Origin of the sequence: Lacisediminihabitans sp. H27-G8, from assembly GCF_046156175.1 — a bacterium.
Taxonomy (GTDB): Bacteria; Actinomycetota; Actinomycetes; order Actinomycetales; family Microbacteriaceae; genus Lacisediminihabitans.
In genome coordinates, this window is the sequence record NZ_JAYLVL010000002.1 from 566462 (window position 1) to 590504 (window position 24043).

At 64.0% G+C, this 24043-nt stretch carries 20 protein-coding genes and 1 pseudogene; 12 read left to right on the forward strand and 9 right to left on the reverse strand.

Translation table 11 applies throughout. The features are described 5' to 3' along the window. Positions 1 to 448: 448 nt before the first annotated feature. The gene (locus VLI63_RS07455; protein ID WP_409156224.1) at positions 449 to 712 is read right to left on the reverse strand and encodes a hypothetical protein; all 264 of its coding nucleotides are present in this window, start codon (positions 710 to 712) and stop codon (positions 449 to 451) included. A gap of 1360 nt (positions 713 to 2072) precedes the next feature. Between VLI63_RS07455 and VLI63_RS07460 the strand changes: the two genes are divergently transcribed. The 5 genes and pseudogenes from VLI63_RS07460 (at position 2073) to VLI63_RS07480 (ending at position 7366) form a co-directional block, all read left to right on the forward strand. Next, positions 2073 to 2906 carry a phosphotransferase family protein gene (locus tag VLI63_RS07460; protein WP_409156225.1) on the forward strand — a complete coding sequence of 278 codons (834 nt, stop codon included), beginning with the start codon at positions 2073 to 2075 and terminating at the stop codon, positions 2904 to 2906. Positions 2907 to 3961: 1055 nt separating this feature from the next. Continuing rightward, on the forward strand, positions 3962 to 4495 hold the full coding sequence (locus VLI63_RS07465; RefSeq protein WP_409156226.1) for a hypothetical protein: 534 nt from the start codon (positions 3962 to 3964) through the stop codon (positions 4493 to 4495). Between the two features lie 7 nt (positions 4496 to 4502). Next, complete coding sequence (locus VLI63_RS07470; protein ID WP_409156227.1) at positions 4503 to 5090, forward strand: GNAT family N-acetyltransferase; 588 nt, start codon at positions 4503 to 4505, stop codon at positions 5088 to 5090. 376 nt (positions 5091 to 5466) lie between these two features. After that, complete coding sequence (locus VLI63_RS07475) at positions 5467 to 6078, forward strand: hypothetical protein (protein WP_409156228.1); 612 nt, start codon at positions 5467 to 5469, stop codon at positions 6076 to 6078. Between the two features lie 22 nt (positions 6079 to 6100). After that, positions 6101 to 7366, forward strand: a pseudogene (locus VLI63_RS07480) (IS3 family transposase). Between the two features lie 35 nt (positions 7367 to 7401). Here VLI63_RS07480 and VLI63_RS07485 read toward each other — a convergent pair. Together VLI63_RS07485 and VLI63_RS07490 are read right to left on the reverse strand one after the other, a co-directional pair. Continuing rightward, the gene (locus VLI63_RS07485) at positions 7402 to 8028 is read right to left on the reverse strand and encodes a hypothetical protein (protein ID WP_409156229.1); all 627 of its coding nucleotides are present in this window, start codon (positions 8026 to 8028) and stop codon (positions 7402 to 7404) included. Positions 8029 to 8432: 404 nt separating this feature from the next. Further along, on the reverse strand, positions 8433 to 9725 hold the full coding sequence (locus tag VLI63_RS07490; protein ID WP_185201280.1) for an IS256 family transposase: 1293 nt from the start codon (positions 9723 to 9725) through the stop codon (positions 8433 to 8435). 189 nt (positions 9726 to 9914) lie between these two features. Between VLI63_RS07490 and VLI63_RS07495 the strand changes: the two genes are divergently transcribed. The 4 genes from VLI63_RS07495 to VLI63_RS07510 all read left to right on the forward strand — a co-directional run bounded on the left by VLI63_RS07495 (position 9915) and on the right by VLI63_RS07510 (position 15058). Further along, a complete protein-coding gene (locus tag VLI63_RS07495; protein ID WP_409156230.1) occupies positions 9915 to 11414 on the forward strand; it encodes a Mu transposase C-terminal domain-containing protein in 1500 nt (499 codons plus the stop codon). Next, positions 11414 to 12523, forward strand: coding sequence for a TniB family NTP-binding protein (locus VLI63_RS07500; RefSeq protein WP_409156231.1), 1110 nt, complete (start codon positions 11414 to 11416; stop codon positions 12521 to 12523). Before VLI63_RS07495 ends, VLI63_RS07500 begins: the two co-directional genes overlap by 1 nt. Beyond that, the gene (locus VLI63_RS07505; RefSeq protein ID WP_409156232.1) at positions 12520 to 14493 is read left to right on the forward strand and encodes a zinc-ribbon domain-containing protein; all 1974 of its coding nucleotides are present in this window, start codon (positions 12520 to 12522) and stop codon (positions 14491 to 14493) included. The genes VLI63_RS07500 and VLI63_RS07505 overlap by 4 nt, the downstream gene beginning before the upstream one ends. Positions 14494 to 14701: 208 nt before the next feature. Next, positions 14702 to 15058 (forward strand): SdpI family protein, encoded by a 357-nt coding sequence (locus VLI63_RS07510; RefSeq protein ID WP_409156233.1) that lies wholly within the window; start codon positions 14702 to 14704, stop codon positions 15056 to 15058. A 53-nt stretch (positions 15059 to 15111) separates the two neighbouring features. Here the strand turns inward: VLI63_RS07510 and VLI63_RS07515 are convergent, their stop codons facing one another. From VLI63_RS07515 to VLI63_RS07530, 4 genes are all read right to left on the reverse strand, one after another. Beyond that, the gene (locus VLI63_RS07515; protein WP_409156234.1) at positions 15112 to 16473 is read right to left on the reverse strand and encodes a dihydrolipoamide acetyltransferase family protein; all 1362 of its coding nucleotides are present in this window, start codon (positions 16471 to 16473) and stop codon (positions 15112 to 15114) included. Positions 16474 to 16486: 13 nt separating this feature from the next. Beyond that, positions 16487 to 17464, reverse strand: coding sequence for an alpha-ketoacid dehydrogenase subunit beta (locus VLI63_RS07520; RefSeq protein ID WP_409156235.1), 978 nt, complete (start codon positions 17462 to 17464; stop codon positions 16487 to 16489). Continuing rightward, positions 17461 to 18561 (reverse strand): thiamine pyrophosphate-dependent dehydrogenase E1 component subunit alpha, encoded by a 1101-nt coding sequence (locus VLI63_RS07525; RefSeq protein ID WP_409156236.1) that lies wholly within the window; start codon positions 18559 to 18561, stop codon positions 17461 to 17463. Before VLI63_RS07525 ends, VLI63_RS07520 begins: the two co-directional genes overlap by 4 nt. A gap of 104 nt (positions 18562 to 18665) precedes the next feature. Then, a complete protein-coding gene (locus VLI63_RS07530; RefSeq protein ID WP_409156237.1) occupies positions 18666 to 19772 on the reverse strand; it encodes a histidinol-phosphate transaminase in 1107 nt (368 codons plus the stop codon). A gap of 98 nt (positions 19773 to 19870) precedes the next feature. Here VLI63_RS07530 and VLI63_RS07535 point away from each other — a divergent pair, with 98 nt between their 5' ends. Further along, complete coding sequence (locus tag VLI63_RS07535) at positions 19871 to 20269, forward strand: phage holin family protein (protein ID WP_185202011.1); 399 nt, start codon at positions 19871 to 19873, stop codon at positions 20267 to 20269. Here VLI63_RS07535 and VLI63_RS07540 read toward each other — a convergent pair. Beyond that, entirely contained in the window at positions 20235 to 21698 is a 1464-nt protein-coding gene (locus tag VLI63_RS07540; RefSeq protein ID WP_409156238.1) for a hypothetical protein, read from the reverse strand. The two genes, VLI63_RS07535 and VLI63_RS07540, sit on opposite strands and share 35 nt — an antisense overlap. Then, on the reverse strand, positions 21676 to 21954 hold the full coding sequence (locus tag VLI63_RS07545) for a hypothetical protein (RefSeq protein WP_409156239.1): 279 nt from the start codon (positions 21952 to 21954) through the stop codon (positions 21676 to 21678). Before VLI63_RS07545 ends, VLI63_RS07540 begins: the two co-directional genes overlap by 23 nt. Positions 21955 to 22116: 162 nt before the next feature. On the opposite strand from VLI63_RS07545, the gene VLI63_RS07550 reads away from it, so the two are divergent. Together VLI63_RS07550 and purB are read left to right on the forward strand one after the other, a co-directional pair. Then, entirely contained in the window at positions 22117 to 22641 is a 525-nt protein-coding gene (locus VLI63_RS07550) for a low molecular weight protein-tyrosine-phosphatase (protein WP_409156596.1), read from the forward strand. Further along, positions 22638 to 24026 (forward strand): adenylosuccinate lyase, encoded by a 1389-nt coding sequence (gene purB / locus VLI63_RS07555; RefSeq protein WP_409156240.1) that lies wholly within the window; start codon positions 22638 to 22640, stop codon positions 24024 to 24026. Before VLI63_RS07550 ends, purB begins: the two co-directional genes overlap by 4 nt. Positions 24027 to 24043: the final 17 nt, after the last annotated feature.

Genomic DNA, 24043 nt, shown 5'->3' on the forward strand with positions numbered 1-24043 from the left:
GGCGCACCGTGTCAGTATGAAGAACCGTCGAGATCGATTCGACAACTCTGTGAGTCGGCGAAACCAGGGCGGCGCCGCCATTGCCTGACTATTCTCATGCCGCCTAATTTGGCTATAAAGGGCGGCTTGAAGCAGGCCAATCGTGATTAGCGCCCCACCTATGACCCATTGTTGAGTAATTGCTTCTCCTAGGCCGGGTTGGAACGCCCGGTGAAGCGCCCCACGTATCTTCGAACGCTATACCCCAAGCGAACAGAAGTGGCGGCAGTGGAGACGAGGCGTCCTCGGGTGGCGGCTGCAGTGCATCCGCAAGACCCCCCTCCGATACCGAAGCGGCTCGATTTGACGTTCCCCAGTGACACGGCCTCGAGTCCGGCGATCGAACAGTGAGTTTGTCGCTCTGGCCGTTCGGCTTGCGGGAGGTCCCTCGGTTGAGATCTAGCGATGCTTATCGCTTGCCATCCAGAGACACGTGCTTTGTGAATTCCTCGTCTGGGTTCGAAATTGGCAGGTGGGCGGCGGCCCATCGGCTCATTTTGACCTTGTAGTAGAGGGCCGTTCCCTTACTGGTCGCTCCAATTACCAAGCCGGTGCCCAGGCCCGTGAATGGAGGGTTGTGAGGTTCCCAAAGCACGAGGATCAACCCGCCGACGAGCATGATCCCGTTTACGACGATGCCTCGGATGAGCAGGCTTTTCGGATAAAGCTTCACTTCTGAACCCTACGTCTCCCGCCGAAATAGGGGAAGGGTATGCGGAGAGCAGGGCCCTAGCTATATGCGCCGTCACTAAAATGATGGCTGGCCATCCTTCGACCTGTCCCGCGCGCGACCCTATTGCGAGAAGCACCGCAGGAGGTTCCCCTTACGGCTGCCCTTCTGGATAAAAAGTGGTCTCCAGCGCGCTCTCCTGAGCGCTCGAAATACCGTCCAGTGAGCGTCCCACATACGATCTCGTCGACCGGATGCTTAGAGGCGTTCGATTCAGCCCGCGACTACAAACGTCAATGGTGGAATTACGAACAACGCGATGATCAGACTGCTCGCTAATCGGTTTGATTTGCCGATCAGGAGTACGACCACATTGGTGCTGATTGCTGCGAGCCAGGATATGAACGCGAGAGCCATGACGGTCGAGACGGCAATCATCCCAGGCAGGGGCCCGCAGTACACGTCACAATCGCTACTATCTCCGCTAAAAGCCCAGATTAGGACCCACGATGAAACGATCGCGAGAGCCGAAAGGATAACGGCTACGACTTCTAAACGCCCCCACGCGTAAGGCTTTCGCGTGTGCGTCTGGTCTGTCACATTCGAAGACTACAACCGCGTAATCGACTATGAAACGTTGCGCCTCCGAACCGCCAGTGACGTAACCCCGTCCCGCACCGGGTTCCCCCTATGAGCAACTGCCAACAGGCAATTTTCGGAGGGTGTGGGCGTGTCTTGTGCGTCCTGTTGCCCGCTGGCACAATCGAATAGTGATTCGTCCTCGAACCGTAGTTACCGTGCTGATCGTCGGTCTGGGCATCGCGACAACTACCGGCTGCGCGCCAGAGCCGGCGCCAAACCATGATTGGTCCGCTCGCATGATCGCCCTCCTCAGTGATCCTGGCGGGCAGGGGGGTGCCGGCGGAGATCTCAGAGTTGACGTGGGGGCCAAAAGTGCTCGGGGGACTACTGACCTGGCCAGCGTTCCCACTGGTGAGTACGACGTTCTCGCAGTGTGTACCGGTGCTGGAATTGTTCACATTGTAATCAAGAGCGCCAGTTCCTCTGGCAGAGTGCTCGCCTCATCCGACATCGCCTGCGGGGCCACCCTGAGACTTCCGGTCAGCCTGCCCATGACCGGCATCGTTCTCGAGGCCACAAGCACCAGTACCTCTGCGCAATGGCAAGCAACGGTAGTGACCCCGGGCTGGGAACCAACCACCACAACTTATTCCCCCTGATCGCGATTCGCCCATGGTCCCGCTTGCGGGCGGAACGGATTCCTGAGGCTCTGTCTGCGTCGTCGCCCCTCGGTTGCCGGTGGCGCAGTCTGACGCTTTCCGCGCGTGCGATTATGAGCGTCATGACGGATGCGGAGCTTGAAAGCGTTGTCGCAGCGGTATCGACCGTGCTGCGACGTACGGTCAGCCTCGTTCGTCCGTTGTCAGGCGGACAGCACGCGAGGACGCTTTTGGTCGAGGACTCCACGACCGAGTACGTCGTCAGATTATTTCCGCCCCTGGATAATGCAGTCACTCACGAACCGCAGATTCTCGACCGGATCGCCTCTTTGGGCGACCTTGCACCCCGGCTCGTCGCGACGGGCAAGTATCGCGAATCCCCGTTCATTGTCACCTCGGTGGTGCCGGGCGGCCCTCCCGCGCCCGGTTTACCCTTGCGAGATATCGCAGCGCAGATGGCGGCGGTATTGGCGCGAATTCACCAACTCGACGGGGTCGGCCTCCGAACCCTCTCCTGGCAGCCTCCGCATGGCGACAGCACCATAGAGACTCACGCACGCCAAGCGTGGAAGCAACTCGACCCAGCCGACCACGTTCTCACCCACTATGACTTCTGGTGCGGGAATGCTCTGTGGGACGGTGCGAAGCTCACCGGCGTCGTCGATTGGTCAGGTGCCCGCAGCGCACCGCGGGAGCTGGACATCTCGTGGTGCCGTCTTGACCTCGTCCTCCTGGGCTCGATCGATGCGGCAGACCAATTCCTCACTGTGTACGAGCGCGAATCGGGACACTCCCTTCTGGACACCCGCACCTGGGATCTGATGGCAGCCGCACGATCCGCCTCCCGAGTCGAATCCTGGGCACCGAATTATCTCGGCATCGGCAAGCCCGATCTAACTGCGCGCGTCCTTCGCTCGCGCATGGACGACTGGACCTCATTACTCTGCACGAAGTGAACTTGCGCGTGCGATAGACGCACAGGCCTTCGGCCAAATAGGGGTGAACGCGGTGCTCAGACAATTCGCTCCGCAGATGGTCCCCCTTACGAGCGTCCATCGCGACAAACGTCTTAGCGAGTCAGCGCGCAGTTTGAGTTAGTACGCGCGGTTCTGCCGGCCGGCCTTGCTCGATCAGACCCGAGGGACGGCGGGCAACGCGTGCACGCGCAGACTCTTCGGTCAATTTCATGCGGACGGCCGCGTTGAGGTTTTCTTGCGCTTCGCAATCAATGTGATGACCGCGCTGGTAGCCGAGAGGGCCGCCACCAGGAGGCCGATAACCAACCCGAAAATACGCCCACCGTTGGTTCCCGGGCCCCCGTTGGCGATCGAGATGACCTGTATAGCAGCGAAGGCCAACCAAATTACGGTCAGTGCGAAGTAGAGCGCTACGTCATACTTCCTTATCCACGAAGCCAATCGCCCACCCGTCATGAGATCAATTTATCCCGATCTCCAAAACCCCCACAATGTTCCGTTTAGGATTCCGCTTACGGGCGGCTGATCTGGACGAAAAGTGGTCCAGAGCGGGCTCTCGCAAAGGCTCGAAGTACCGCCCGCTGATCGTCCCTTTTGCGGACGCCGGCGCGGCATCCGTTGGTGGCGCCTGAGTTCAAAGCATCAGTACCATTTCGCCGTCCATCCGGCGCGGTTACGACTCCATCGGTGATATCACCGTCGTACGGTGGCCTAGTTGTAGTTCCTGGGGACGTTGTGATCAGCGTGGCCCGAGCTGACGGAGTCGACAAATCGGAACGTCAGGAGCGGCGGGTATCCTCGCGCCACGAGTACCGAGTACTGTGGGGTCCGCCGGGGTCCTCACTTGTCAGCGGCTGGGGCTCCGCCAGATTTGTAAGGAGTCGCCATTGGGCGAGTCAACGAGCGGATCACGTTGGATCTCCGCGGCTGAGTTTTATCGGGCGCCGGGGGGATTTGGCTGGCGTGTCACAGGCGGAGGCACAGGACCGCAGGCCGTCTTCATTGCTGCGTCCCTCTCGCACGCGGCAGGCCTCTTGGCGCCGAACGTCGCCGCAGCTGAGCAGTTTGGCATACTGACCGACGTCGACGTGCGTCCCGACGGGATCGTCGTGCGCGCACCAAGCCGCGCCCCGGAGGGCACTCCGGCGACAGCCGTGGGGTTCGCGGAGGCGGCATCCCGGGTGACCGCCGAACGGCTGCTGACCGCAGATCCATCGCTCGTGCAGTCGATCGGCATCTACGTCGCACAACATTTCCAGGCCGACGTGCGGCCGTTTTTCATGGCTACGCCGGGCCATGAGGAGTTCGGCGACACGGATGCCGGTGACCCGCTGCGCTGCGGCCCGCAGATCGCGTTCAACCCGAGCACCGCTGACTCTTCGGACAGAGGCCGGACGCACTTCACGGTCCACGTGCCAGCCGAGCACGCTCAGGCACGAGTGGATGGAGCGCTCACCTCCGGAGGCAGACTCGCTGACGATTCGAATGCTCCGGCATGGTGGTCGCTGGCGTCATCCGATAACCACGGCGTAGATATCGCGTCTCGGACCGACGAGTTCAAGGAGTGAGGTAAGCGTGACGACTTCGCACGTGATCAAGGCACTGACTTCTGAGACCTTCCCGGCGTGGCTAGCGCTAGCGCAGAAGCACAACGGGGTTTGGGGTGGGTGTTATTGCTCGTATTTCCACGACGACACCGAACAGACCGTCAAGAGCGAATACGACGGGCCGACGTTCAAGCAGCGGCTCGTCGCAGAGGGCGTCGCGCACGCCGCGCTTGTTTTCGACGGCGACCAGGCGATCGCGTGGTGCGAATACGGCAGCCCGGACGAATTACCGGGTATCTACCATCGCAAAGAGTACGACGCGGGCGAAACAAATCCGGCACCGTGGCGCATCACCTGCTTCTTTGTCGACCGCGACCACCGACGTTCTGGCGTGGCACGGGAGGCATTGGATGGTGCGCTCGAGCTGATCGCGCAGGCTGGTGGGGGCGAAGTGGTTTCGTTCGCCAACGAGCTCGTCCCGGACAAGAAGACGTCGTCGTCGTTTCTCCACAACGGCACGAGGGCTATGTTCGAGAAGGCCGGATTCACGTTTGAACGGCACATCGGCAAGCGCAAAACCGTCATGCGCAAGACGGTGCCGCCAGCCCACGGCTGACGTATAGTTCCCACCGGGTGCCTAGCCGCGCTCTCGGTCGCCCAGCTTCGGATGCCACAACATCGACACTCAGTGTGTCCGATGACAGCATTTTCGACACGATCACTTCGGACCGCACTGACAACCGCCACGAGCGAATTCCATCGCTCAGCGGCAGGAGGGACGGGGACGCGGATTCTGATTGCCGCCGAGAGCATCCGGCCCCTATGGCGGGGAACCCGAGGGCGTACTTTGACGTTCCTCTTACGGGCGGGCGATATGGACGAAAAGTGGTCTCGAGCGCGCCCTCGCGCCGGCGTGATATTCTGCCCGCTGGCCGTCCCGCTTGCGAGACCGTGAGAGGAGGAGCGTCCGGTGATCTGGGAGACTTGCGCTCATGGTCACCTCGGTATCGCATTCAACGGCCAACGGAGCCCGCGTCTATCAAGCGGATCTCCCCGGGGTTTGCTACGGGACGTTGGTGTTTGGCGTCGGTATGAGGGATGAACCGGTGACATTGTCGGGGATCACCCATCTGATGGAGCATCTCCTGCTTCGGCTTATGGAACCGATCAGCATCGAGCACGACGCAGTAGTTGATGACAACTCCTTGACCGTCTACGCGTCAGGTCCAGTCGATGAGGTTGGCCAATTTCTGACCGATTTTACGAAGGCAATAAGCCGCCTAGGCGAGGTCACTGAGCAGGATCTGAAATTCGAGAAGCGCATCATCGGAATCGAACATCCCAGCGACTTCAACGCACCCACCGCCGGACTGCTGACCTACCGATACGGATTGCACGGTGTCGGCATAGCCAACTTCGGTGCCCCATCAACGATCGACATGACCCGGCAGGACGTCATCGAATGGGCGGCGCTGTGGCTCCGCCAAAACAACACCACGGTGGCTTTCACTAAGCTCCTTCCGGCAACACTCGATCTTCAACTGCTTCCAGGCACAGTCGCGCGTCCCGAACTGAACCGCTCTGGGTTTGATGGAGACTCCTGACCTTGGAAACGAGGATGGAGTCATGGTGTCGAATCAAGGATCTGGGAAGCCGACAACGCGTCGGTATTCGCCGGAGGAGAAGGCTGCTGCAGTCCGGATGGTGAGGACGCTACGTGCGGAGCTCGGGACCGAGCACGGGACGGTCCAGAGGGTTGCGACCCAGCTCGGTTACGGGATCGAGTCGGTCAGGATGTGGGTCAAGCAGGCTGACGTCGACGACGGCAACGTCACGGGCGTGACTACGGTCGAAGCGCGGAAGCTGCGGGAGCTCGAGCAGGAGGTCCGTGAGTTGAAGCGGGCCAACGAAATTCTGAAGAGAGCAGCGTCTTTCTTCGGGGCGGAGCTCGACCGCCAACACCGGAAGTAGTCGCGTTCATCGACGCGAACAAGAACGATGTCGTCGAAGGTCGCCCCCTTTCGAGTCGAGCCCATCTGCAGCTTGTTGCAGGTGGCTCCGAGTACCTACTACGCCGCGAAGGGCCGCGCCCCGTCGGCGCGGGCGGTCAGCGACGCCACCCTCACCCCGGAACTGGTGACGCTCTGGGAGACGAACTACTCCGTTTACGGGGTCCGCAAGCTCTGGAAGGCCGCCCGGCGGGCCGGGCACGACATCGGCCGCGACCAGACCGGCCGGCTGATGCGCGCTGCGGGGATCGAGGGCGCGACCCGGACAAAGCGCGTGAAGACGACGCGGCCTGATCCGATGTCGTCGAGGCACCCAGATCTGGTGAAGCGGGAGTTCACTGCGACTGCCCCGAACCGGCTCTGGGTCACGGACCTCACGTTCGTCCCGACCTGGGCGGGCGTCGCCTATGTGTGCTTCATCATCGACGCGTTCTCGCGGATGATCGTGGGGTGGCGGTGCGCGTCACACATGCGCACCGAGATGGTCCTCGACGCGATCGAGATAGCCCGTTGGGGTCGCGGTGCTCACCACGCAGATCTTCGCTGCCACAGCGATGCCGGCAGTCAATTCACGTCGATTCGCTACGGAGAACGCCTCGCCGAGATCGGAGCCACGCCGTCAATTGGAACCGTCGGCGACAGCTATGACAACGCCCTCGCAGAGACGGTGAACGGCTACTACAAGACCGAACTCGTCCGCGGACCCGCACGCCCCGGCCCGTGGCGGAGGGTTGAAGACCTCGAGCTCGCGACTCTCGGATGGGTCCACTGGCACAACACCCGGCGCCTCCACGGCTACCTCGGCGACGTCCCACCCGCCGAGTTCGAGCAGACGTTCTATGCTGGCCAAACCACCGCTACTAACCTGGTGGAAATCAAATAGCGCGAGTCTCCATCAAACCCAGAGCGGTTCAAAATTCAGTCTCTATCGCCCGACTTGTCCGCCGAAGCACGAATGCTTATGAGTCGCTCGACGGCGTCTTTTCGCGATTGGAGGGACGCGACTCTAGGAAGCCCCCAGCGCGTTGTCATCAATGTCAAATCTAACGACGAATGTATCGAACTCGAGCCGAAATCCAACTCGATACAGGCGAGGTTCCACTTTCCTTGAGTTCGGGTTTCGAGTCGCACATCAATCAATTTCGCGACAGGCAAGGCTGCGAGCACCCGAGGCCTCCAAGCGCCCCCATAAAAACGCAGCATGTCAGCGTCCACACAAATCGAAACGTAAGAAGACGCTCTCACATTGCCCGGGCTGACGCCCAATAGATTTTGTACCTCGCGCAGTTGCTCGGGCAATGGTCGATAAATTGCGACATTCGAGACAAAAGCGTCAGGATTGTCATGGCGAAGCACTCGAAGACGGGCTTTGTTTAGGGTGTCAATAACGGCAAATATGGCAAGGATCGAGGCGACGCCCAGAAAAATGCCAGGAAGAGTTCCAGCGTCGTATCCGCCGTTGACTGCTTTCCACAGCGGCAATAAACCTGCGGCGACGAGCAATAACGTGGCGATCCACGGGACAAGGCGCGAATCCCGCTTCATGCTTGAACTTTGAGCAACTGACAGAGCATGGTTTTACTCTCAACGCTGGTTAGTTGCATCGTCCACCTCGTGCCCATGAAATCCCGCACATCCCCCCGAATACGACTCCTGCTGGCCCTCCCGTTGCGAAAAATCGGGCGGTTCCCGATGCACGCAGCGGAATTAGCCTTCCGAGTGCGCCGCCCGCCCCCGCAAACGCTATCGAACCGACTGTGCTGACTACGCCAACACTACAGTCCTCTGATCCCCAGGCATGAGAGCAAGTCACCGCTGTGCCAGCGGCAGACAACGCGATGGATCCTGCGATCAAGAACGGAGCAGCTATATCGAGCCCGGGGATAAATGCTGTAACTATTCCGGCAATTCCGAGGGTCTGTCAGATTTCTTGTGTAACTGGTCATCGGCTAGTTGAGTCCTAGGCGGTCGCCGTAGGTCATTGCGAGGGTGTTAAGAATAGCTTTCCACCCGTTGATCTCGCCTGTCGGATTGGCCCGGTTGTGGCGTCGTTCGATGATCGCGAGATACATCACTTTCAGTGCGGATTGTTCGTTGGGGAAGTGGCCGCGACGCCTGGTCGCGGCTCTGAATCTCGCGTTCAACGACTCGATCCCGTTTGTCGTATAGATGAGCTTCCTGATCTCTAACGGGTAGTCGAGAAACGGGGTGAACTCACCCCACGACCGCCGCCACATCGCGATCATCGCCGGGTAGATGGGTTCCCATTCCTTCGCAAACTCGTCGAAGCGTTGCTCTGCCGCCTTCACCGTCGGCGCCTGGTAGACCTGCTTCAACCTCTCCGCGATCGGTTTCCAATACTTCCTGGACGCGAACCGCAGGCTGTTGCGCACCAAATGCACGACACAGGTTTGAACGGTCGCCATCGGCCAGGTTGCGAGGATCGAGTCCGGCAGGCCCTTCAGTCCGTCACAACAGACGAACAGGACATCGGCGACGCCGCGGTTCTTCAGCTCGGTGAGCATGTTCATCCATTGCTTCGATCCCTCACCACCGGTCGGTCCAACCCACATGCCCAGAACGTCGCGGTGGCCATCGAGGTCGATTCCGAGCGCCACATACACGGGTCGGTTGCCGACCTGCCCATCCCGAACCTTCATCACGATCGCGTCGATGAGGATCACTGGATACACCGGATCCAGGGGCCTTGCCTGCCACACCTCCATGTCGGCCACGACCCGGTCGGTGACTTTCGACACCAGCTCCCGGGAGATGTCTTGCCCATACACGTCGGAGAGGTGGGCCTGGATATCCCCGGTCGTGAGCCCTTTCGCATAAAGCGAGACGACGGCCTCATCGAAGCCCGCGATGCGACGCTGATATTTCGGCACGATCGCCGGCTCGAAAGTTCCCTGCCGATCCCTCGGAATCTGGACCGTCACTTCACCGATCTCGGTCCGCAACGTTTTCGGCGTCGACCCGTTCCTCGAGTTCTGCCCGTTGCGGCCGTCGAAGTCGTGCTTGTCATAACCCAGATGGTCAGACATCTCGACCTCAAGAGCTGTCTGCAACACCTGCCGGGTCAACCCCGTCAGGAGCCCATTCGGCCCAGTCAACTCGATGCCCTGCCCCTTAGCCGACTCGACGAGCTCCGCCGCTAACGCGGCGAAATCGGTCTCCGCCGGCAACGGCCGGCCCGTCTCAGGATCAAAGCGAAGATGCTTCTGAATATCTCTGCTCATGCGTCATTGTTCCCATCCCACAGCTCCCAGCCGCGGATGTCACGCCGAACCAATTACACAAGATTTCTTACAGACCCTCCCGACACCCGCCCGCAGTACGACCTAGGGACCACGTCGCAGAACGAGCGGGTAACGGCGAAGATTGCGGAACTTCGGGCGGCGAACCTGCCGGCATCCCGCACGTCCATCATGAAGAAAATCAGCGGATTCCGCACCCAAGGAGCCGCGGGCATCATCGACCTGCGGCACGCCCGCACCTTCGCGCCGCTGGAACACCTCGACGAACTGGTGAAGGATGCCCTCTGCTACGTCATCGCCGCCCAGGCGAACAAGTCCACCGGCACCAAGTCGCGGCTCATTTCCCAGACCAAGGCGGAACTGGTCAAACGGCACGGCAACGACGGACCACCGTTGCCGTCGACCACGTCCTGGTACCGGTACATCGCCGCTCTCACCGACGGGAAGCACACCACCAAGAGTGCGAAGACTCGCGCGTCGTTGGCGAACCGCCCCACTCGGGCGTTCGCTATGAAGACCCAGTTGCTTCCCGGGATGGAACTGCAGGTCGACTCCACCCCAATGGACATCCTGGTCAAGGCACCGTCGGGGGCCATCGTCCGCGCCATCCTCACCATCATGATGGACATCGCCAGCCGCAGCATCGTCGCGTTCACCATCCGGCTTGTCGCGACGAAGGGCGTCGACCATGTCGCCCTCCTCGCCCAGACGCTGACCCCGGCGCAGAACCGTCCGGACAAGTCGAAGCACCGGCAGGCGGTCCAGGCGGTGAACCCGCAGGCGGAACTGCTCTCCGACGAGGAGCGTCAGAGTCTGCTGAACCGGCAGCCGTTCATTCACCCGCGGCGAATCATGATGGACAACGGTCGCGACTACATCAGCGACACGTTCCTCGCCGCTGCGCAGAAGTTCGGTATCGGGGTCACCTTCGCCGCCCCGCACACCCCGACGGACAAAGGCATTGTCGAACGGCAGTTCCACACCATCAACACGATGTTCACCCAGCACCTGCCCGGGTACACCGGCCGGTCCGCGGAGCACCGCGGGTACGAAGTGGAGAAGGAGAACCTCCTCGACGTGTACGCGCTGTATGAGCTGTTCGACGACTGGGTGCTGAAGACGTGGCAGAACCGTGCGCACAGCAGCCTCCACGACCGGTTGAACCCGGCCGTCAAGCTGTCGCCCAACGAGGCGTTCGCCGCCTCGGCGGAGCTCACCAGCACCCTGTACATCCCGTTGACCGCGGACGACTTCATCGACCTGCTTCCGTCGGAGTACCGCCACATCACCGCCACCGGCATCACCTTCGCCAACCGTGAGTACGACTCCCCGGAGTTGCACTCGCTGCGCGGGACGAGGTCCCGGAACGCGGGCCGGAAGTACCGCTGGGAGTTCAAATACGACCCGTACAACTACCAAGCCGTCTGGGTCCGCGACTCCACCGGTGGGTGGATTGAATGCCGTGCCCGTAACGAGAGTGCGCTGCTGAACCCGCACCTCGGGGACCGGTCCCCGGTCGAACCGTCCGACCGCACCGCGGTTGCCATTACCAATGCGGCCATCAACGGCGTCCCCCTGCACCGTGAGCTTTCCGCCGCCCCCCACTTCGTGGAAGTCGACGAAAACGACGACGAAACCACCATCGCCCTATTCAACCCTTTGGAGAACTGATGATTGCCGCCCTGCCCACCCCGCTCCAGTTTCACAGCACCGACCGGCCCGCAGCATTGCACCGAGTCGAGTCGCTGAACGAGTTCCTCAGCACCCACCTGCACCGCCCCACCGTGTTGACCGACACCGGCTACGCCGCTCTTTCGGACCTCGACCGGCACAGCTACAACCGGAGCCGTCTGCTGTACCTGTCCGGCGGAATCCTCATCGGCACACCCTCGCTGCTGGAGGCGAAACTGCTCCTCGGACAATGTTTCGCCGAGAACATCGGACGCAACTCCGGCCACGCCGGCCTGATGCTCGACGGGGACTCGACCCTCGGGAAGACCACCATCGCCAAAGCGCTGATGCAGTGGGTGTATGCCCAGTACCAGCGGCAGTTCCCCGACTTCCGCAACTTCGGCCAGGTGCCCGTCGTCTACATCGAAGTGCCGGCCGGGTCCACCGGGAAGCTGCTGATGAAGACCTTCGCGGAATTCTTCGGACTCACCGTCCGTAGCGGCGAATCGATGGTCAGCATCCGCAACCGGGTCGTCGACACCATGAACGCCGCCGGCACCCAACTGGTGGTCGTCGACGAACTGCACTTCCTCGCCAACCGGAACGCTGGCAACGGCGAATCCGTCGACCTGCTGAAGAACCTGCACAACGACCTGCCGAGCACCTTCCTGTACGCCGGTGTCGGTATCAACGGCAGTGGTCTTCTGTCCGGGCCCCGCGGTCAGCAACTCGGGGGCCGGTTCAGCGTCCTCGAAATGCAGCGATTCAACCTCAGCAAGCCCGGCGACCCGAAGGCTTGGCGGTCCATCATCAGCCAGTTTGAGAAGGCCCTGCCCCTACGCCACCACGAAATCGGAACCCTGCCTGCGATGGCGGAGTACCTGTTCGAGCGCACCAACGGGTCCATCGGCAGCCTCGGGAAGCTCCTCACCGGAGCGGCAGCCGAAACCGTGAACAACCCGAACTTCGTTCGCGAAGAAATCACCAAAGCGCTGCTGGAGACGCGGCGCCTCGCGCACTCTGCGGAAGACACCCGTAACCACGCACGACTCCGCAACAACAACCCCATGACCGTGAAAAACATCCTGAAAGGCCTGACCGCATCATGACCGCCATCATCCGCCCCTACAACTTCCCCGTCCGCCCCGGCCACCGCGAAACGGTCGACAGCTACACCCGACGGGTCCTCGACGCGAACTTCGAAACCGTGCAGCACCAGAAGCTGCTCATCACCCAGGCTGGCGGGCCAACCCACCGCGTCGGCCGGAACAGCACCTGGCTGAACCTTCTCGCCGTCAAGACGCAACGCGACACCCTGCACCTCGCACCCCACGCCACCGGGTGGCTCACACACCCAGACGGCACCGGGTGCAAGGGATGCACCGCCGGGCTCCCAGAACGGTGGATGTGCGCCCTCTGCGCCAGAGGTGCTCGCATCCAGCAGAACCCACACTTCGACGACCTCGTCTGCCTCCACCACCACCGTTTCGTCGGACTGGACCTCCTCCCGGAAGAGCAGATCAGCGTCGGCGCCGGCCTGGACCGGGAAACCCTGGTCGACGCTGCGTTGCGGTTCCGGAAGCTGCGCCGCACCCGCCTCCTCGACGTGCGCCTATTCCGTCTCCTCGACACCACCCTCACCGTCACCCTGCCGCCCATCACTGGGGTGCCAGCGGCGATGCGGGCCTTCCCCGCCGTCGTCTCAATCGTGTGGGCTATCACCCGCCCCCAGTTCCAACGCCGGTTCTTCGCCCCCGACAACTCGTTTGCTGACGCGTTCGCCGTCCTCGCATCCGAACTGGAAACGGTCCTCGGCGAACCGCAGCCCGCTCTGGCCCGGGCAGTCTGGTTGTACGCCAGGGCGACCTTCTGGTCCATCCGCCACTGCATCGTCACCCAGACACCCTTCGAACCCGCCTGGGAGCACGACTTCCCCGTCACCCTTGCCACTACAACCGCCTTCGCTGGCAGTTCCGGCGACCTGGAACCATTCATCAACTTCCTCGCCGTCACCGGTGACGACCCGGCGACTCTGGCCCAGTTCGAAGTCGGGTTCCCGACCGGTCGCCTGGCCCCGCCAACGGCCGCAACCCGGAACGGCGTGCCAAAGGCGCTGTCCATCTGTGCGGCCGGGCACCAGTTCGAGGTGTCCGCTGCGAGGCGTCCAGAGAACACGGGAAGCGCCCCAGTCTGCCCAGTTTGCGAGGACCGGCTCGTTCAACCCGGCTACAACGACCTGGCGTCCACCCACCCGAAGGTCGCAGCCGAGCTCGACCTCACCCTCAACGACGGGCTCACCGCAAACCAGATCTCCACCAATTCCCGCCGGAACCTTCACTGGCGCTGCCCGAAGGGACACACGTACTCTGCCTCGCCTTTCGGCCGGACCTCCGCCAAGTCCAACTGCCCCATCTGCTCGTACCGGGTCATCGTCCCAGGCATCAACGACGTCGCAACCACCCACCCGGAGGTCGTCGCATTGTGGGACCCCCGATGCCTCACGACGGCGTCCCCGACGAAACTGTCGGCCGGGAGCAACCGAATGATTGACTTCATCTGCCAGCCCGAAGGACACGAATACCAGTTACGGCTTGTCGAGGCGACCAGCGGAAAAGGCTGCCCGGTCTGTCAGCGGAACAAGAACCGCACCGCAGCTTCCAACCTCGCCACCACCCACCCGGACCTCGCCGCCGAATGGCACCCGACCTTCAACCACGGACTCGAACCCTCCGGCTTCACTCCCGACTCAAATGAGAAGGTCCACTGGCAATGTCCTGTCGGACACGCTTACCTGATGCGCATCGACCGGCGCACCGCCGGTTTCAAGTGCTCCGTCTGCTCCAGGCCCACCCTCGTCCCCGGCGTCAACGACCTTGCGACCACCCAGCCGGCCCTCGTCACCGAGTTCCACACCTACCTCAACGGGATGAAGAGCCCCGACCGAATCATCGCGGGCACCGACCTGTATTGGTGGCTCTGCACCGCTCACAAGCACAAGCACCAGCAGAGCGTCCCGCACCGTGTCGAAAGCAAGGGTTGCCCGATGTGCCAGCCCGAGGAACGCGTCCTCGCAAAGTAACACCACGAAAAGGAGATGAAACCAGCCCAGCTGGTTTCATCTCCTTTTTTGCTCTCAAGGCCCAAAGGGTGTTGGTTACCTTGGTTGGATCTGGCCGAACCCCGATCAGCGAGGTCAACAATTACGTGGTCTCGAATGCGCCAATCGTGTCGCGAATGCCTGGGAAATCACATTTGACCCGTGATAGTGCCGTTCATAGAATTGACGAATGTTCATTGCATCCGTCATTGTCGCTGCCGCCGCGCTGATCCTCGTCGGCATCACGATCGGCTGTGCACGCGGGCAGATCCCCGTAAATTCGCTGGCGGGGATCCGCCTCCGCAGCGTTATGATGAACGACTCGACCTGGCGGGCCGGTCACCGGGCAGCCCTGCCCGCAGAGCTCATCGGCGGCGCCACCACGGTGGTCGTCGCACTTTCCGCGCTCGTTGTCCCGTCCGCCGACGCCGCGCAACTGCTCTCGATCGGCGGCACCGTCATCCTGCTCGGATCCACTGTCGTCGCTGGCTTCCTCGCGAACCGGGCGGCGCTGGCCGAGCTGGGCGCCGAACAGGATGCCGGGTAGCCGCACTCGCTCCCGCTCGGGGATGCCCGCGACGGAAGACCGTCTGTACCACCTCAGTCGAGAAGCAGTGCCGGCTCCTCGATGACGCTCGCGACGTCGGCGAGGAAGCGACTCGCGACGTCCCCATCCACGATGCGATGGTCGAAGCTCGCGCCGAGGGTCGTGACGAAGCGGGGCCGCACCTCGCCGTCGACCACCCAGGGCTTCTGCTTGATCGTGCCCATCGCGAGGATGGCGACCTCGCCGGGATTGAGGATCGGCGTGCCGGAGTCCATGCCGAAGACACCGATGTTCGTGACCGTGATGGTGCCGCCCGCCTGGTCGGCCGGGCTGGTCTTGCCGTCGCGGGCGGTGATGGTGAGCTGTTCGATCGCGGAGGCGAGCTCACGCAGGGAGAGCTCCTGCGCCTCTTTGATGTTGGGAACGATGAGCCCGCGGGGAGTCGCGGCGGCGATGCCGAAGTTCACGTAGTGCTTCACGATGATCTCGCTGTCCGTCCACTGCGCGTTCACCGTGGGGTTTCGACGAACGGCCCAGATCATCGCTTTCGCCATGATCAACAGGGGCGACACCTTCACCCCGGCGAAGTCGGTGGAGTTCTTGAGCCTCTTGACGAACTCCATGGTGCGGGTGGCGTCGACGTCGACGAAGAGGCTCACGTGCGGAGCGGTGAACGCACTGGACACCATGGCCGTCGCTATCGCCTTGCGCACCCCCTTCACCGGGATGCGCTCCTCGCGGTCGCTTCCCCAGGCCGGCGTCTCGATGTTTCGGAACAGGGTGCCCTGCGAAGCCTGGCGCACGACATCCTCTCGGGTGATCTCGCCGGCGAGGCCGGTGGGGGTCACGTCCGAGAGGCTCACCGCAAGGTCCTTGGCGAGCTTGCGAATCGGCGGCTTGGCGATGATCGCGGAGGCGGATGCCGCGGGCACCGAGCTCGGGCGGGGAGCCGTCTCGGGGGCGGAAGCCGCGATACCGGACGCCGTGCGCGTGGAGCCATCACCGGCGCTGGCAGCCGCCGGGCGCGTGCGGCGGGAGGCGACGTGGCCCTTGATGCCGTAGCCGACCAGCACCGCACCGCCGGCATCGCCCGATTCACTGGAGATGCTGCCGGCCGTGTCGGCGACGGTGTCGACACCCTCGGGGGCGGGCGCGTCGACGGCGGCGGGAGTCGCGCCCGAGGATACGGAGATGATCGGAGTTCCGACATCCACTGTCGTTCCCTCGGCCACCAGGATCGCGGTGACCGTGCCGGCGAAGGGCGAGGGCAGCTCGACGAGGGACTTCGCGGTCTCGATCTCCACGAGCACCTGGTTGACCGCCACCTCGTCGCCGGGCTTGACCTTCCAGGAGACGATCTCGGCCTCGGTGAGGCCTTCTCCGACATCCGGGAGGGTGAATTCTGAGCTGGTCACGGCGTTCCTTTAGCTAGTAGGCCAGTGCGCGGTCGACGGCCTCGAGGATGCGGTCGGCATCCGGAAGGTAGACGGTCTCGAGCTTTGCGGGCGGGAATGGCGCGTCGAAGCTCGAGACCCGCAGCACGGGGGCCTCGAGGGAGTAGAACGCCTTCTCGGTGATGGTCGCGGCGATCTCGGCGGAGATGTTCACCGATCCGGGCGCCTCGGAGGCCACGACCAGTCGTCCGGTCTTCTGCACGGAGCGGAGAATCGGCGCGTAGTCGATCGGCGAGAGCGAGCGCAGGTCGATGACCTCGACGCTCGTGCCCTCCTGCTGCGCGAGTTCTGCCGCCTGCATCAGCACGTTGACCATCGCGCCGTGTCCGACGAGGGTCACCTCGGTTCCGGTGCGAACCACCCGACTCGAGTGCAGCGGGGATGCGCTCGCGTCGAAGTCGACCGGACCCTTGTGCCAATAACGGCTCTTCGGCTCGAAGAACAGCACAGGATCGTTGGAGGCGATCGCCTCTTGGATCATCCAGTACGCGTCATTCGGGGTGCTCGGACTGACGACTCGAAGGCCCGGAGTGTGGGCGAAGTACGCCTCGGGGCTCTCCTGGTGGTGTTCCACCGCTCCGATGTGCCCGCCATAGGGAACGCGGATGACCACCGGCATGGTGATGCGGCCCTCGTGGCGGCTCGTCATCTTGGCCAGCTGGGAGGTGATCTGGTCGAAGCCCGGGAAGATGAACCCGTCGAACTGGATCTCGCAGACCGGACGGTAGCCGCGCATCGCCAGCCCGATCGCCGTTCCGATGATGCCGGATTCGGCCAGCGGGGTGTCGAACACGCGACGCTCCCCGAACTCGGCCTGCAGGCCCTCGGTGACGCGGAAGACGCCGCCGAGAGGGCCGATGTCCTCACCCATGAGCAGCACCGTGGGGTCGTCGGCGAGGGCTTTGCGCAATCCGGCATTGAGCGCTTTGGCGAGAGGGAGTTCCTCGGTCATCGGGTGCTGCCCCCCAGGCTCGCCTCGTAGTCGGCGAGCCACTGCTTCTGCGCATCCATGACCGGATGCTGCTCCGAGTAGACGTGATCGAAGATGAGATCGGTCGACGGCACCGTGAGCTCGAGGGTGCGACGACGAAGATCGGCCGAGAAGTCCTCTGCCTCGGACGCGGCGGCGGCGAAGAAGTCCTCGCCCTCGCCTCGACCCCGGAGATAGCTGGCGTACCGGACGATCGGATCTTTCGCCACCCAGGATGCGGTCTCGGCATCCATGCGGTATTTCGTGGGGTCGTCGCTCGTGGTGTGCGCGCCGATGCGGTAGGTGAGGGCCTCGATGAGGCGGGGACCCTGGCCGGCACGGGCTTCGTCGAGGTTCTTTCGCGTGACGGCATAGCTCGCGAGCACGTCGTTGCCGTCGACCTGGATGCCGGGCATGCCGAATCCGCCAGCGCGCTGGTAGAGCGGCGTGCGGGACTGCACCCGCACCGGCACCGAGATGGCCCACTGGTTGTTCTGCAGGAAGAAGACCTCCGGGGCGTTGAAGCTCGCCGCGAAGACGAGCGCCTCGCTCACATCCCCCTGGCTGGTCGCACCGTCTCCGAAGTAGACCATCACCGCGCGATCGGTCTCGGGATCGCCCGTGCCGGTCTCCCCGTCGAGGGTGATGCCCATCGCGTAGCCCGTGGCGTGCAGGGCCTGCGATCCGAGCACGAGGGTGTAGAGGTGGAAGTTGCCGCAGGCGGCGGGATCCCAGCCCCCGTTCGTCACGCCGCGCATCAGGCGCACGATGTCGACGACGTCGACGCCCCTGATCATGCCGATCGAGTGTTCGCGGTACGAGGGGAAGAGGTGATCCTGAGATCTGGCGGCCCGGGCGGAGCCCACCTGCGCGGCTTCCTGCCCGTGGCTCGGGGGCCAGAGTGCGAGTTGGCCCTGGCGCTGAAGGTTGGTGGCTTCGAGGTCGAAACGTCGCGTGATGACCATGTCGCGGTAGAACTGGCGCAGTTCGTCATCCGAGAGCGCGTCGATGTAAGGCATATACTCCGCCGCCGCGTCATCCGTCTGGAGGGTGCCATCGGTCGAGAGAAGCTGCACCATCTGTTCGGATCCTGCCACGGTGGCCTCACAGTCCTGTTGTCGATCGGGGTGCAGGGTGGTCGGGGTTTCGTCACGCCCTCGGGGCGGGCTCGTTCCGCGACGTTCTAATCTAACGCGGGCTCGGACTGTCGCATTGGTAGGGTGCGCACAACCTCAGCCGCGGCCTTTAGGAGTTTATCCACAGACTGCGATTCGCCGATCGAGACGCGGACGCCATCGGCACCGAGCGGTCGCACCACGATTCCCGCGGCCGAGAATATCTGGGCCGCGGCGGCGGTCTGCGCCCCGGTGGGCAGCCAGACGAAGTTGCCGTGCGGACGCGGCACCTCCCAGCTCTGGTCGAGCAGCGCCCGCCACACCTCATCACGCAGCAGGGCGAGGCGATGGACTCGCTCGAGGAGAGTCTTCTCGTGGTCGAGCGACACGAGGGCCGCGCGTTGGGCGGCCTCGGTGACGGACAGGGGGATGGATGTCGTTCGCGCGGCGTCGAGGATGTACTCGGGTCCCACCGCGTAGCCGATCCGCAGTCCGGCCAGACCGTAGGCCTTGGAGAAGGTGCGCGCGACGACGAGGTTGGAGTATTTTCCACTGAGCGTGCTGCCGTCCACGGCGGAATCGTCGGTGACGAATTCCACGTAAGCCTCGTCGAGGATCACCAGGACGTCAGTCGGCACCGCCGCCATGAATCCGGCGAACTCGGCGGAGGTGACCATCGACCCGGTGGGGTTGTTCGGGCTGCAGACGATCACGAGCCGGGTGCGGTCGGTGATCGCCGCGAGCATCGCAGCGAGGTCGTGGCGGTGGTCCGCGGTGTTCGGCACGGGCACGCTGGTCGCCCCGGCCACCGCGACGAGTCCGGGGTAGGCCTCGAATGAGCGCCAGGAGTAGACGACCTCATCACCCGGTCCCGCGGCTGCCGAGATGAGCTGGGCGAGGATCGACACCGAGCCGGCACCGAGATGCACCTCTTCAGTGCGCACACCGAAGCGCGCCGCAAGCCGAGCCCGCAGTTCCAGGCCCGCGGCATCCGGGTAGCGGTTGACCCCGGAACTCGCCGCGATCGCAGCAACGACCTCGGGGATGGGGTCGAAAGGGTTCTCGTTGGATGACAGCTTGAAGGCATCGGTGTCCGCGGGCTTGCCCTGAGCGTATGCCGCGAGCGCGACGATCTCCGGACGCAGACGAACGGCAGTGGAAGGCGGAGTGGTCACGGCTCAAGCCTACGGGCAGCCCGGCGGGAAGTTCCGGGGGCTGGCGCTCTGGCACCGGTCGATTGCGTGGCTCACCGGCAGGGCGGCATAGTGGACGCATGAGATTCTTCGTGCGCCTTGTGGTCAACGCTGTCGCCCTCTGGCTGACGACCCTCATCGTGGCCGGCGTGACCGTCGTGGCGTTTCCGCCGCAGGACACCCTCGCGGTGGTGCTCACCTATCTTCTCGTCGCCTTCATCTTCGGCATCGTCAACGGGGTGATCGGCAACCTGATCCGAATCGTCGCCTTCCCGCTCTACATCCTCACGCTCGGGCTCCTCGCCCTGGTGGTCAACGGCCTCCTCCTGCTGTTGGTGAGTTGGATCTCCGGTCTCCTCGGCTTCGGCCTCGTGGTCGACGGTTTCTGGTGGGGAGTGCTCGGCGCCCTGGTGCTCGCGCTGCTCAGCTGGCTCATCGGCATCCTCATCCGCCCGATCGTCGGGCGGGATCGGCGCTAGAAGCCTCACGCACCCCGCGGTACAGGGTGGAGTCGACCCGCGTGGTGCCGTCGCCGAACCGATCGAAGCCGGCGAGCGCGGAGACCACCCGGGTCTCGTGCGAGGCATCGACGAGGGCTGCCGTCTCGCGATAGCCGGCGAGCTGGTGCGCCGGGAAGAGCACCTCGGTCGACACCGGTCTATCGTCGAAGAGCTGCCGACGCACCAGCACCGGATCGGCGGACGCCCAGCTCCCGCCGACCGCCGGCACGATGTCGTCGGTGTGCTCGAGAGCCACCCAGGGGATGCTGGACGGCACCTCCACCTGCGCTGCCGGAGCACCCAGTGTGTACAGGCCGCGGGTGTCGTAGTCGCCGGATGCCGCGAGCTCGGCCGCGATCAGCCCGCCCTGCGAATACCCGGTGAAGAGCACGGGGGATGACGAGGTGACTCCCGCGTCGGCCATCGCCTCGGTCACCGCCCGATACGACCCCGCTTCCCGACCCGCGACCGCGTTCATATTGCTCGTCATGTCCCAGGGTTCGGATCCGGGCTCGAGCGAGAAGTCGCGCGTGCCCCCGACGTAGACCTCGAACCTGTCGGGTTCGCCCGGCTGCGCGTACCTGTCGATACGCACCTGGGCAGCACCCTGCGGTACCCGGGCGGCCCGGTCGCTGTAACTCTCCGCCCGGGTCGCCGGCACGGTGGCGCCCGCCCGGGTCACGGACACCGCCGTCTCGGCGAGCACACCCCAGGTTCCGGCGATCCCGACAACGACCGTGGATGACGTCGCAAGCCCCACCAGCCCGAGGCCCTCGTCGCCGATGGCGTGCACGAGCTCCGGGGGGAGCTTCAGGAGGCCGCCGCCGAAGTCGTCCGCGCTCATCACCGTGAGGCGCACGAGTTGCACCACCCTCGGGTCGGTGAGCACCACACTCTTGCCCTGCAGCCACTGCGGCAACACCCGGAACAGTGCCACGCGTTTCTCGGGCGGCAGCAGTGCGATGCCCAGCGCCACGCCCGCTCCGATACCGAGGATCTCGGGCAACAGTTCGAGAGCGATAGCCGGCAGGAACAGGCCGAGCATCGCGCCGAAGCGACCGGCGAGATCCTGAGCGAGTCGTTCGGCGAGATCTTCACCGATGCCGTACGCGTCCGCGGACGCGATGAGCGCTAGGTTGAGGCCTTCGGCCGCAGGGGCCGCGCGGGCGAGTGCCGCCGACGCGTCATCCATCGCCCGTTCCGCGGCGAGCGCACTCGACGGGGCCGCAAGGTCGTTGAGCTGGGCGACCCCGACCACTCGGTCGATCACCACGAGCTGCCGGTGGCACTCAGTGAGCAGCGCCCGCAGCTCACCGAGTCTTCGCGCATCCTCGAACAGCTCTGAGGTGGCAACCGCGATGGATCCCCCGCCGCCGATGACGAGGTCACCGGCCATGAGAACCGTCATCGAGCGCCGCTATGGCTCGCCGGGTGTTGCGGATGGCGTCATCCAGGTGGGATTCGGCCGACTGCACCAGGTCGGACAAGTGCTGCAGGCCGCGCACATACATGCGGCGCGCGTCGCCACTCCACACCCCCTCACCCGCCGCGGACGGCAGCACCGCCCGGGCATGGGCGATGCGACCCGCTACCCGGTCGAGTGCCACGAGCTGCCGGTGCAGCGCGACATCCACCCCGTTTCCGCTCACCGCGCCGATGGTCATCCGCACTCCTTTCCTGTGTCCACGGTCTGCTGCGCCTATCGTCGGCCGCGGGGCCAGCGCCCGACGGCGGGGGAGTGGCTTCGGCGCACTTTCGGCGGAGGCCCGCGCCTGTGGAGGAGCATCCACGTGGCCGGCTACCGCGATGTGCGGGAGAATGGGCGCATGAGTTTCGACCGCACCCTCGATGAGTCGGCGCTCTTCCGCATCTGTTTCGTCTGCACCGGCAACATCTGCCGCTCTCCCATGGCCGAAACGGTCTTTCGAGAGCTCGTGAAGAAGGCCGGCTACGAGGGTGCGATCACGGTGATCTCTGCCGGCACCGGTGACTGGCACGTGGGCGAACCATCGGATTCCCGCACGACTTCGGCGCTCAGCGCCCATGGCTACGACGGCTCTCGTCACCGCGCGAAGCAGTTCGACCCGGAATGGTTCGACAATCTCGACCTCGTCGTGGTCTTCGACCGCAGCCAGGAGCGCATCCTCCGCGCCTGGGCGAACACCGAGCAGGACCGTGGCAAGGTGCAGATGCTGTTGAGCTTCGACAGCGAACAGGCCGCGCAGGTGGATGTGCCCGACCCCTACTACTCCGATGCCGCCATGTTCGACGGCGTGCTCGGCATGATCGAAAAAGCCAGCGCGGCCCTGTTCCGCCAAATCGAACCAGGAATACGACGGGTACCCTCATGACTCCGCTTCCCGAACAACCACTCAGCCCCCTCGATGGCCGCTATCGCGCGGCGGTCACCGGTCTCGGCGAACACCTCTCCGAGGCCGGGCTCAACCGGGCGCGCGTGCACGTGGAGGTCGAGTGGCTGCTCTACCTCACCGACAACGAGATGTTCGGATCCCACCGTCTCGACTCCGAGCAGGCGCGCTCCCTCCGCGCTCTCGTTGCCGACTTCGGCCAGTCCGATATCGACGAACTCGCCACCCTCGAGGCCACGACCCGGCACGACGTCAAGGCCGTCGAGTACTACGTGCGCAAGCGCCTCATCGACCTCGGGCTCACGGATGTCGCGGAGCTGACACACTTCGCGTGCACAAGCGAAGACATCAACAACCTCTCCTACGCACTCACCATCCGTGCCGCTGTCACCGAGGTATGGATGCCGAAGATCACCGGCGTGATCGATGCCCTGTATTCGAGGTCCGTCGACCACCGGGCGGATGCGATGCTCGCCCACACGCACGGCCAGCCCGCGACGCCGACGACCGTCGGCAAGGAGTTCGCCGTGTTCGTGGGCCGGCTGCGTCGCATCCTGGCTCAGATCGAAGCGGTGGAATACCTCGGCAAGTTCAGCGGCGCCACCGGCACCTTCGCCGCGCATGTCGCGGCCGACCCGAGCCGGGACTGGCCGGCCATCTCGCGTGAGTTCGTGACCTCGCTCGGGCTGGACTGGAATCCGCTCACCACCCAGATCGAGCCGCACGACTGGCAGGCGGAGCTCTACCAGCGCATCAGCCATGCCAACCGCGTGCTGCACAACCTCTGCACCGATATCTGGACCTACATCTCGATGGGCTACTTCACCCAGATCCCCCAAGCCGGCACCACCGGGTCATCCACGATGCCGCACAAGATCAACCCGATCCGCTTCGAGAACGCCGAGGCCAACCTCGAGCTGTCGAGCGCACTCCTCGACTCTCTCGCCGCGACTCTCGTCACCTCCCGGCTGCAGCGCGACCTCACCGACTCCACCACCCAGCGCAACATCGGGGTCGCCCTCGGACACTCCGTTCTGGCGCTCGACAACATCCAGCGCGGGCTCGGCGAGATCGCCGTCAACACCGCCCGGCTCGCCGAAGACCTCGATGGCAACTGGGAGGTGCTCGGAGAGGCCATCCAGACCGTGATCCGTGCGGAGGTCACGGCCGGCAGAAGCTCGATCGCCGACCCCTACGCGCTGCTGAAGGAGCTCACGCGAGGTCGACGCGTCGGCCAGGCGGAACTCGTGGCCTTCGTGCAGGCTCTGGATATCGGCGACGAGGCGAAAGCACGGCTGGTGGCACTGACTCCGGCCGGGTACGCCGGACTCGCCAGCGACCTGGTCGACTACGCCGCGAAGGCGTAGCCAGCGCCACCGTCTGG

What these genes read in the sequence shown, in the direction of transcription:
- VLI63_RS07505 (WP_409156232.1), top strand. Translation starts at nt 12,520, where the DNA reads ATGACCGCCATCATCCGCCCCTACAACTTCCCCGTCCGCCCCGGCCAC.
- VLI63_RS07540 (WP_409156238.1), bottom strand. Translation starts at nt 21,698, where the DNA reads ATGACGGTTCTCATGGCCGGTGACCTCGTCATCGGCGGCGGGGGATCC.
- VLI63_RS07490 (WP_185201280.1), bottom strand. Translation starts at nt 9,725, where the DNA reads ATGAGCAGAGATATTCAGAAGCATCTTCGCTTTGATCCTGAGACGGGC.
- VLI63_RS07510 (WP_409156233.1), top strand. Translation starts at nt 14,702, where the DNA reads ATGTTCATTGCATCCGTCATTGTCGCTGCCGCCGCGCTGATCCTCGTC.
- VLI63_RS07500 (WP_409156231.1), top strand. Translation starts at nt 11,414, where the DNA reads ATGATTGCCGCCCTGCCCACCCCGCTCCAGTTTCACAGCACCGACCGG.
- VLI63_RS07520 (WP_409156235.1), bottom strand. Translation starts at nt 17,464, where the DNA reads ATGACCGAGGAACTCCCTCTCGCCAAAGCGCTCAATGCCGGATTGCGC.
- VLI63_RS07460 (WP_409156225.1), top strand. Translation starts at nt 2,073, where the DNA reads ATGACGGATGCGGAGCTTGAAAGCGTTGTCGCAGCGGTATCGACCGTG.
- VLI63_RS07485 (WP_409156229.1), bottom strand. Translation starts at nt 8,028, where the DNA reads ATGAAGCGGGATTCGCGCCTTGTCCCGTGGATCGCCACGTTATTGCTC.
- VLI63_RS07535 (WP_185202011.1), top strand. Translation starts at nt 19,871, where the DNA reads ATGAGATTCTTCGTGCGCCTTGTGGTCAACGCTGTCGCCCTCTGGCTG.
- VLI63_RS07550 (WP_409156596.1), top strand. Translation starts at nt 22,117, where the DNA reads ATGAGTTTCGACCGCACCCTCGATGAGTCGGCGCTCTTCCGCATCTGT.
- VLI63_RS07495 (WP_409156230.1), top strand. Translation starts at nt 9,915, where the DNA reads ATGAAGAAAATCAGCGGATTCCGCACCCAAGGAGCCGCGGGCATCATC.
- VLI63_RS07475 (WP_409156228.1), top strand. Translation starts at nt 5,467, where the DNA reads ATGGTCACCTCGGTATCGCATTCAACGGCCAACGGAGCCCGCGTCTAT.
- purB (WP_409156240.1), top strand. Translation starts at nt 22,638, where the DNA reads ATGACTCCGCTTCCCGAACAACCACTCAGCCCCCTCGATGGCCGCTAT.
- VLI63_RS07545 (WP_409156239.1), bottom strand. Translation starts at nt 21,954, where the DNA reads ATGACCATCGGCGCGGTGAGCGGAAACGGGGTGGATGTCGCGCTGCAC.
- VLI63_RS07525 (WP_409156236.1), bottom strand. Translation starts at nt 18,561, where the DNA reads ATGGTGCAGCTTCTCTCGACCGATGGCACCCTCCAGACGGATGACGCG.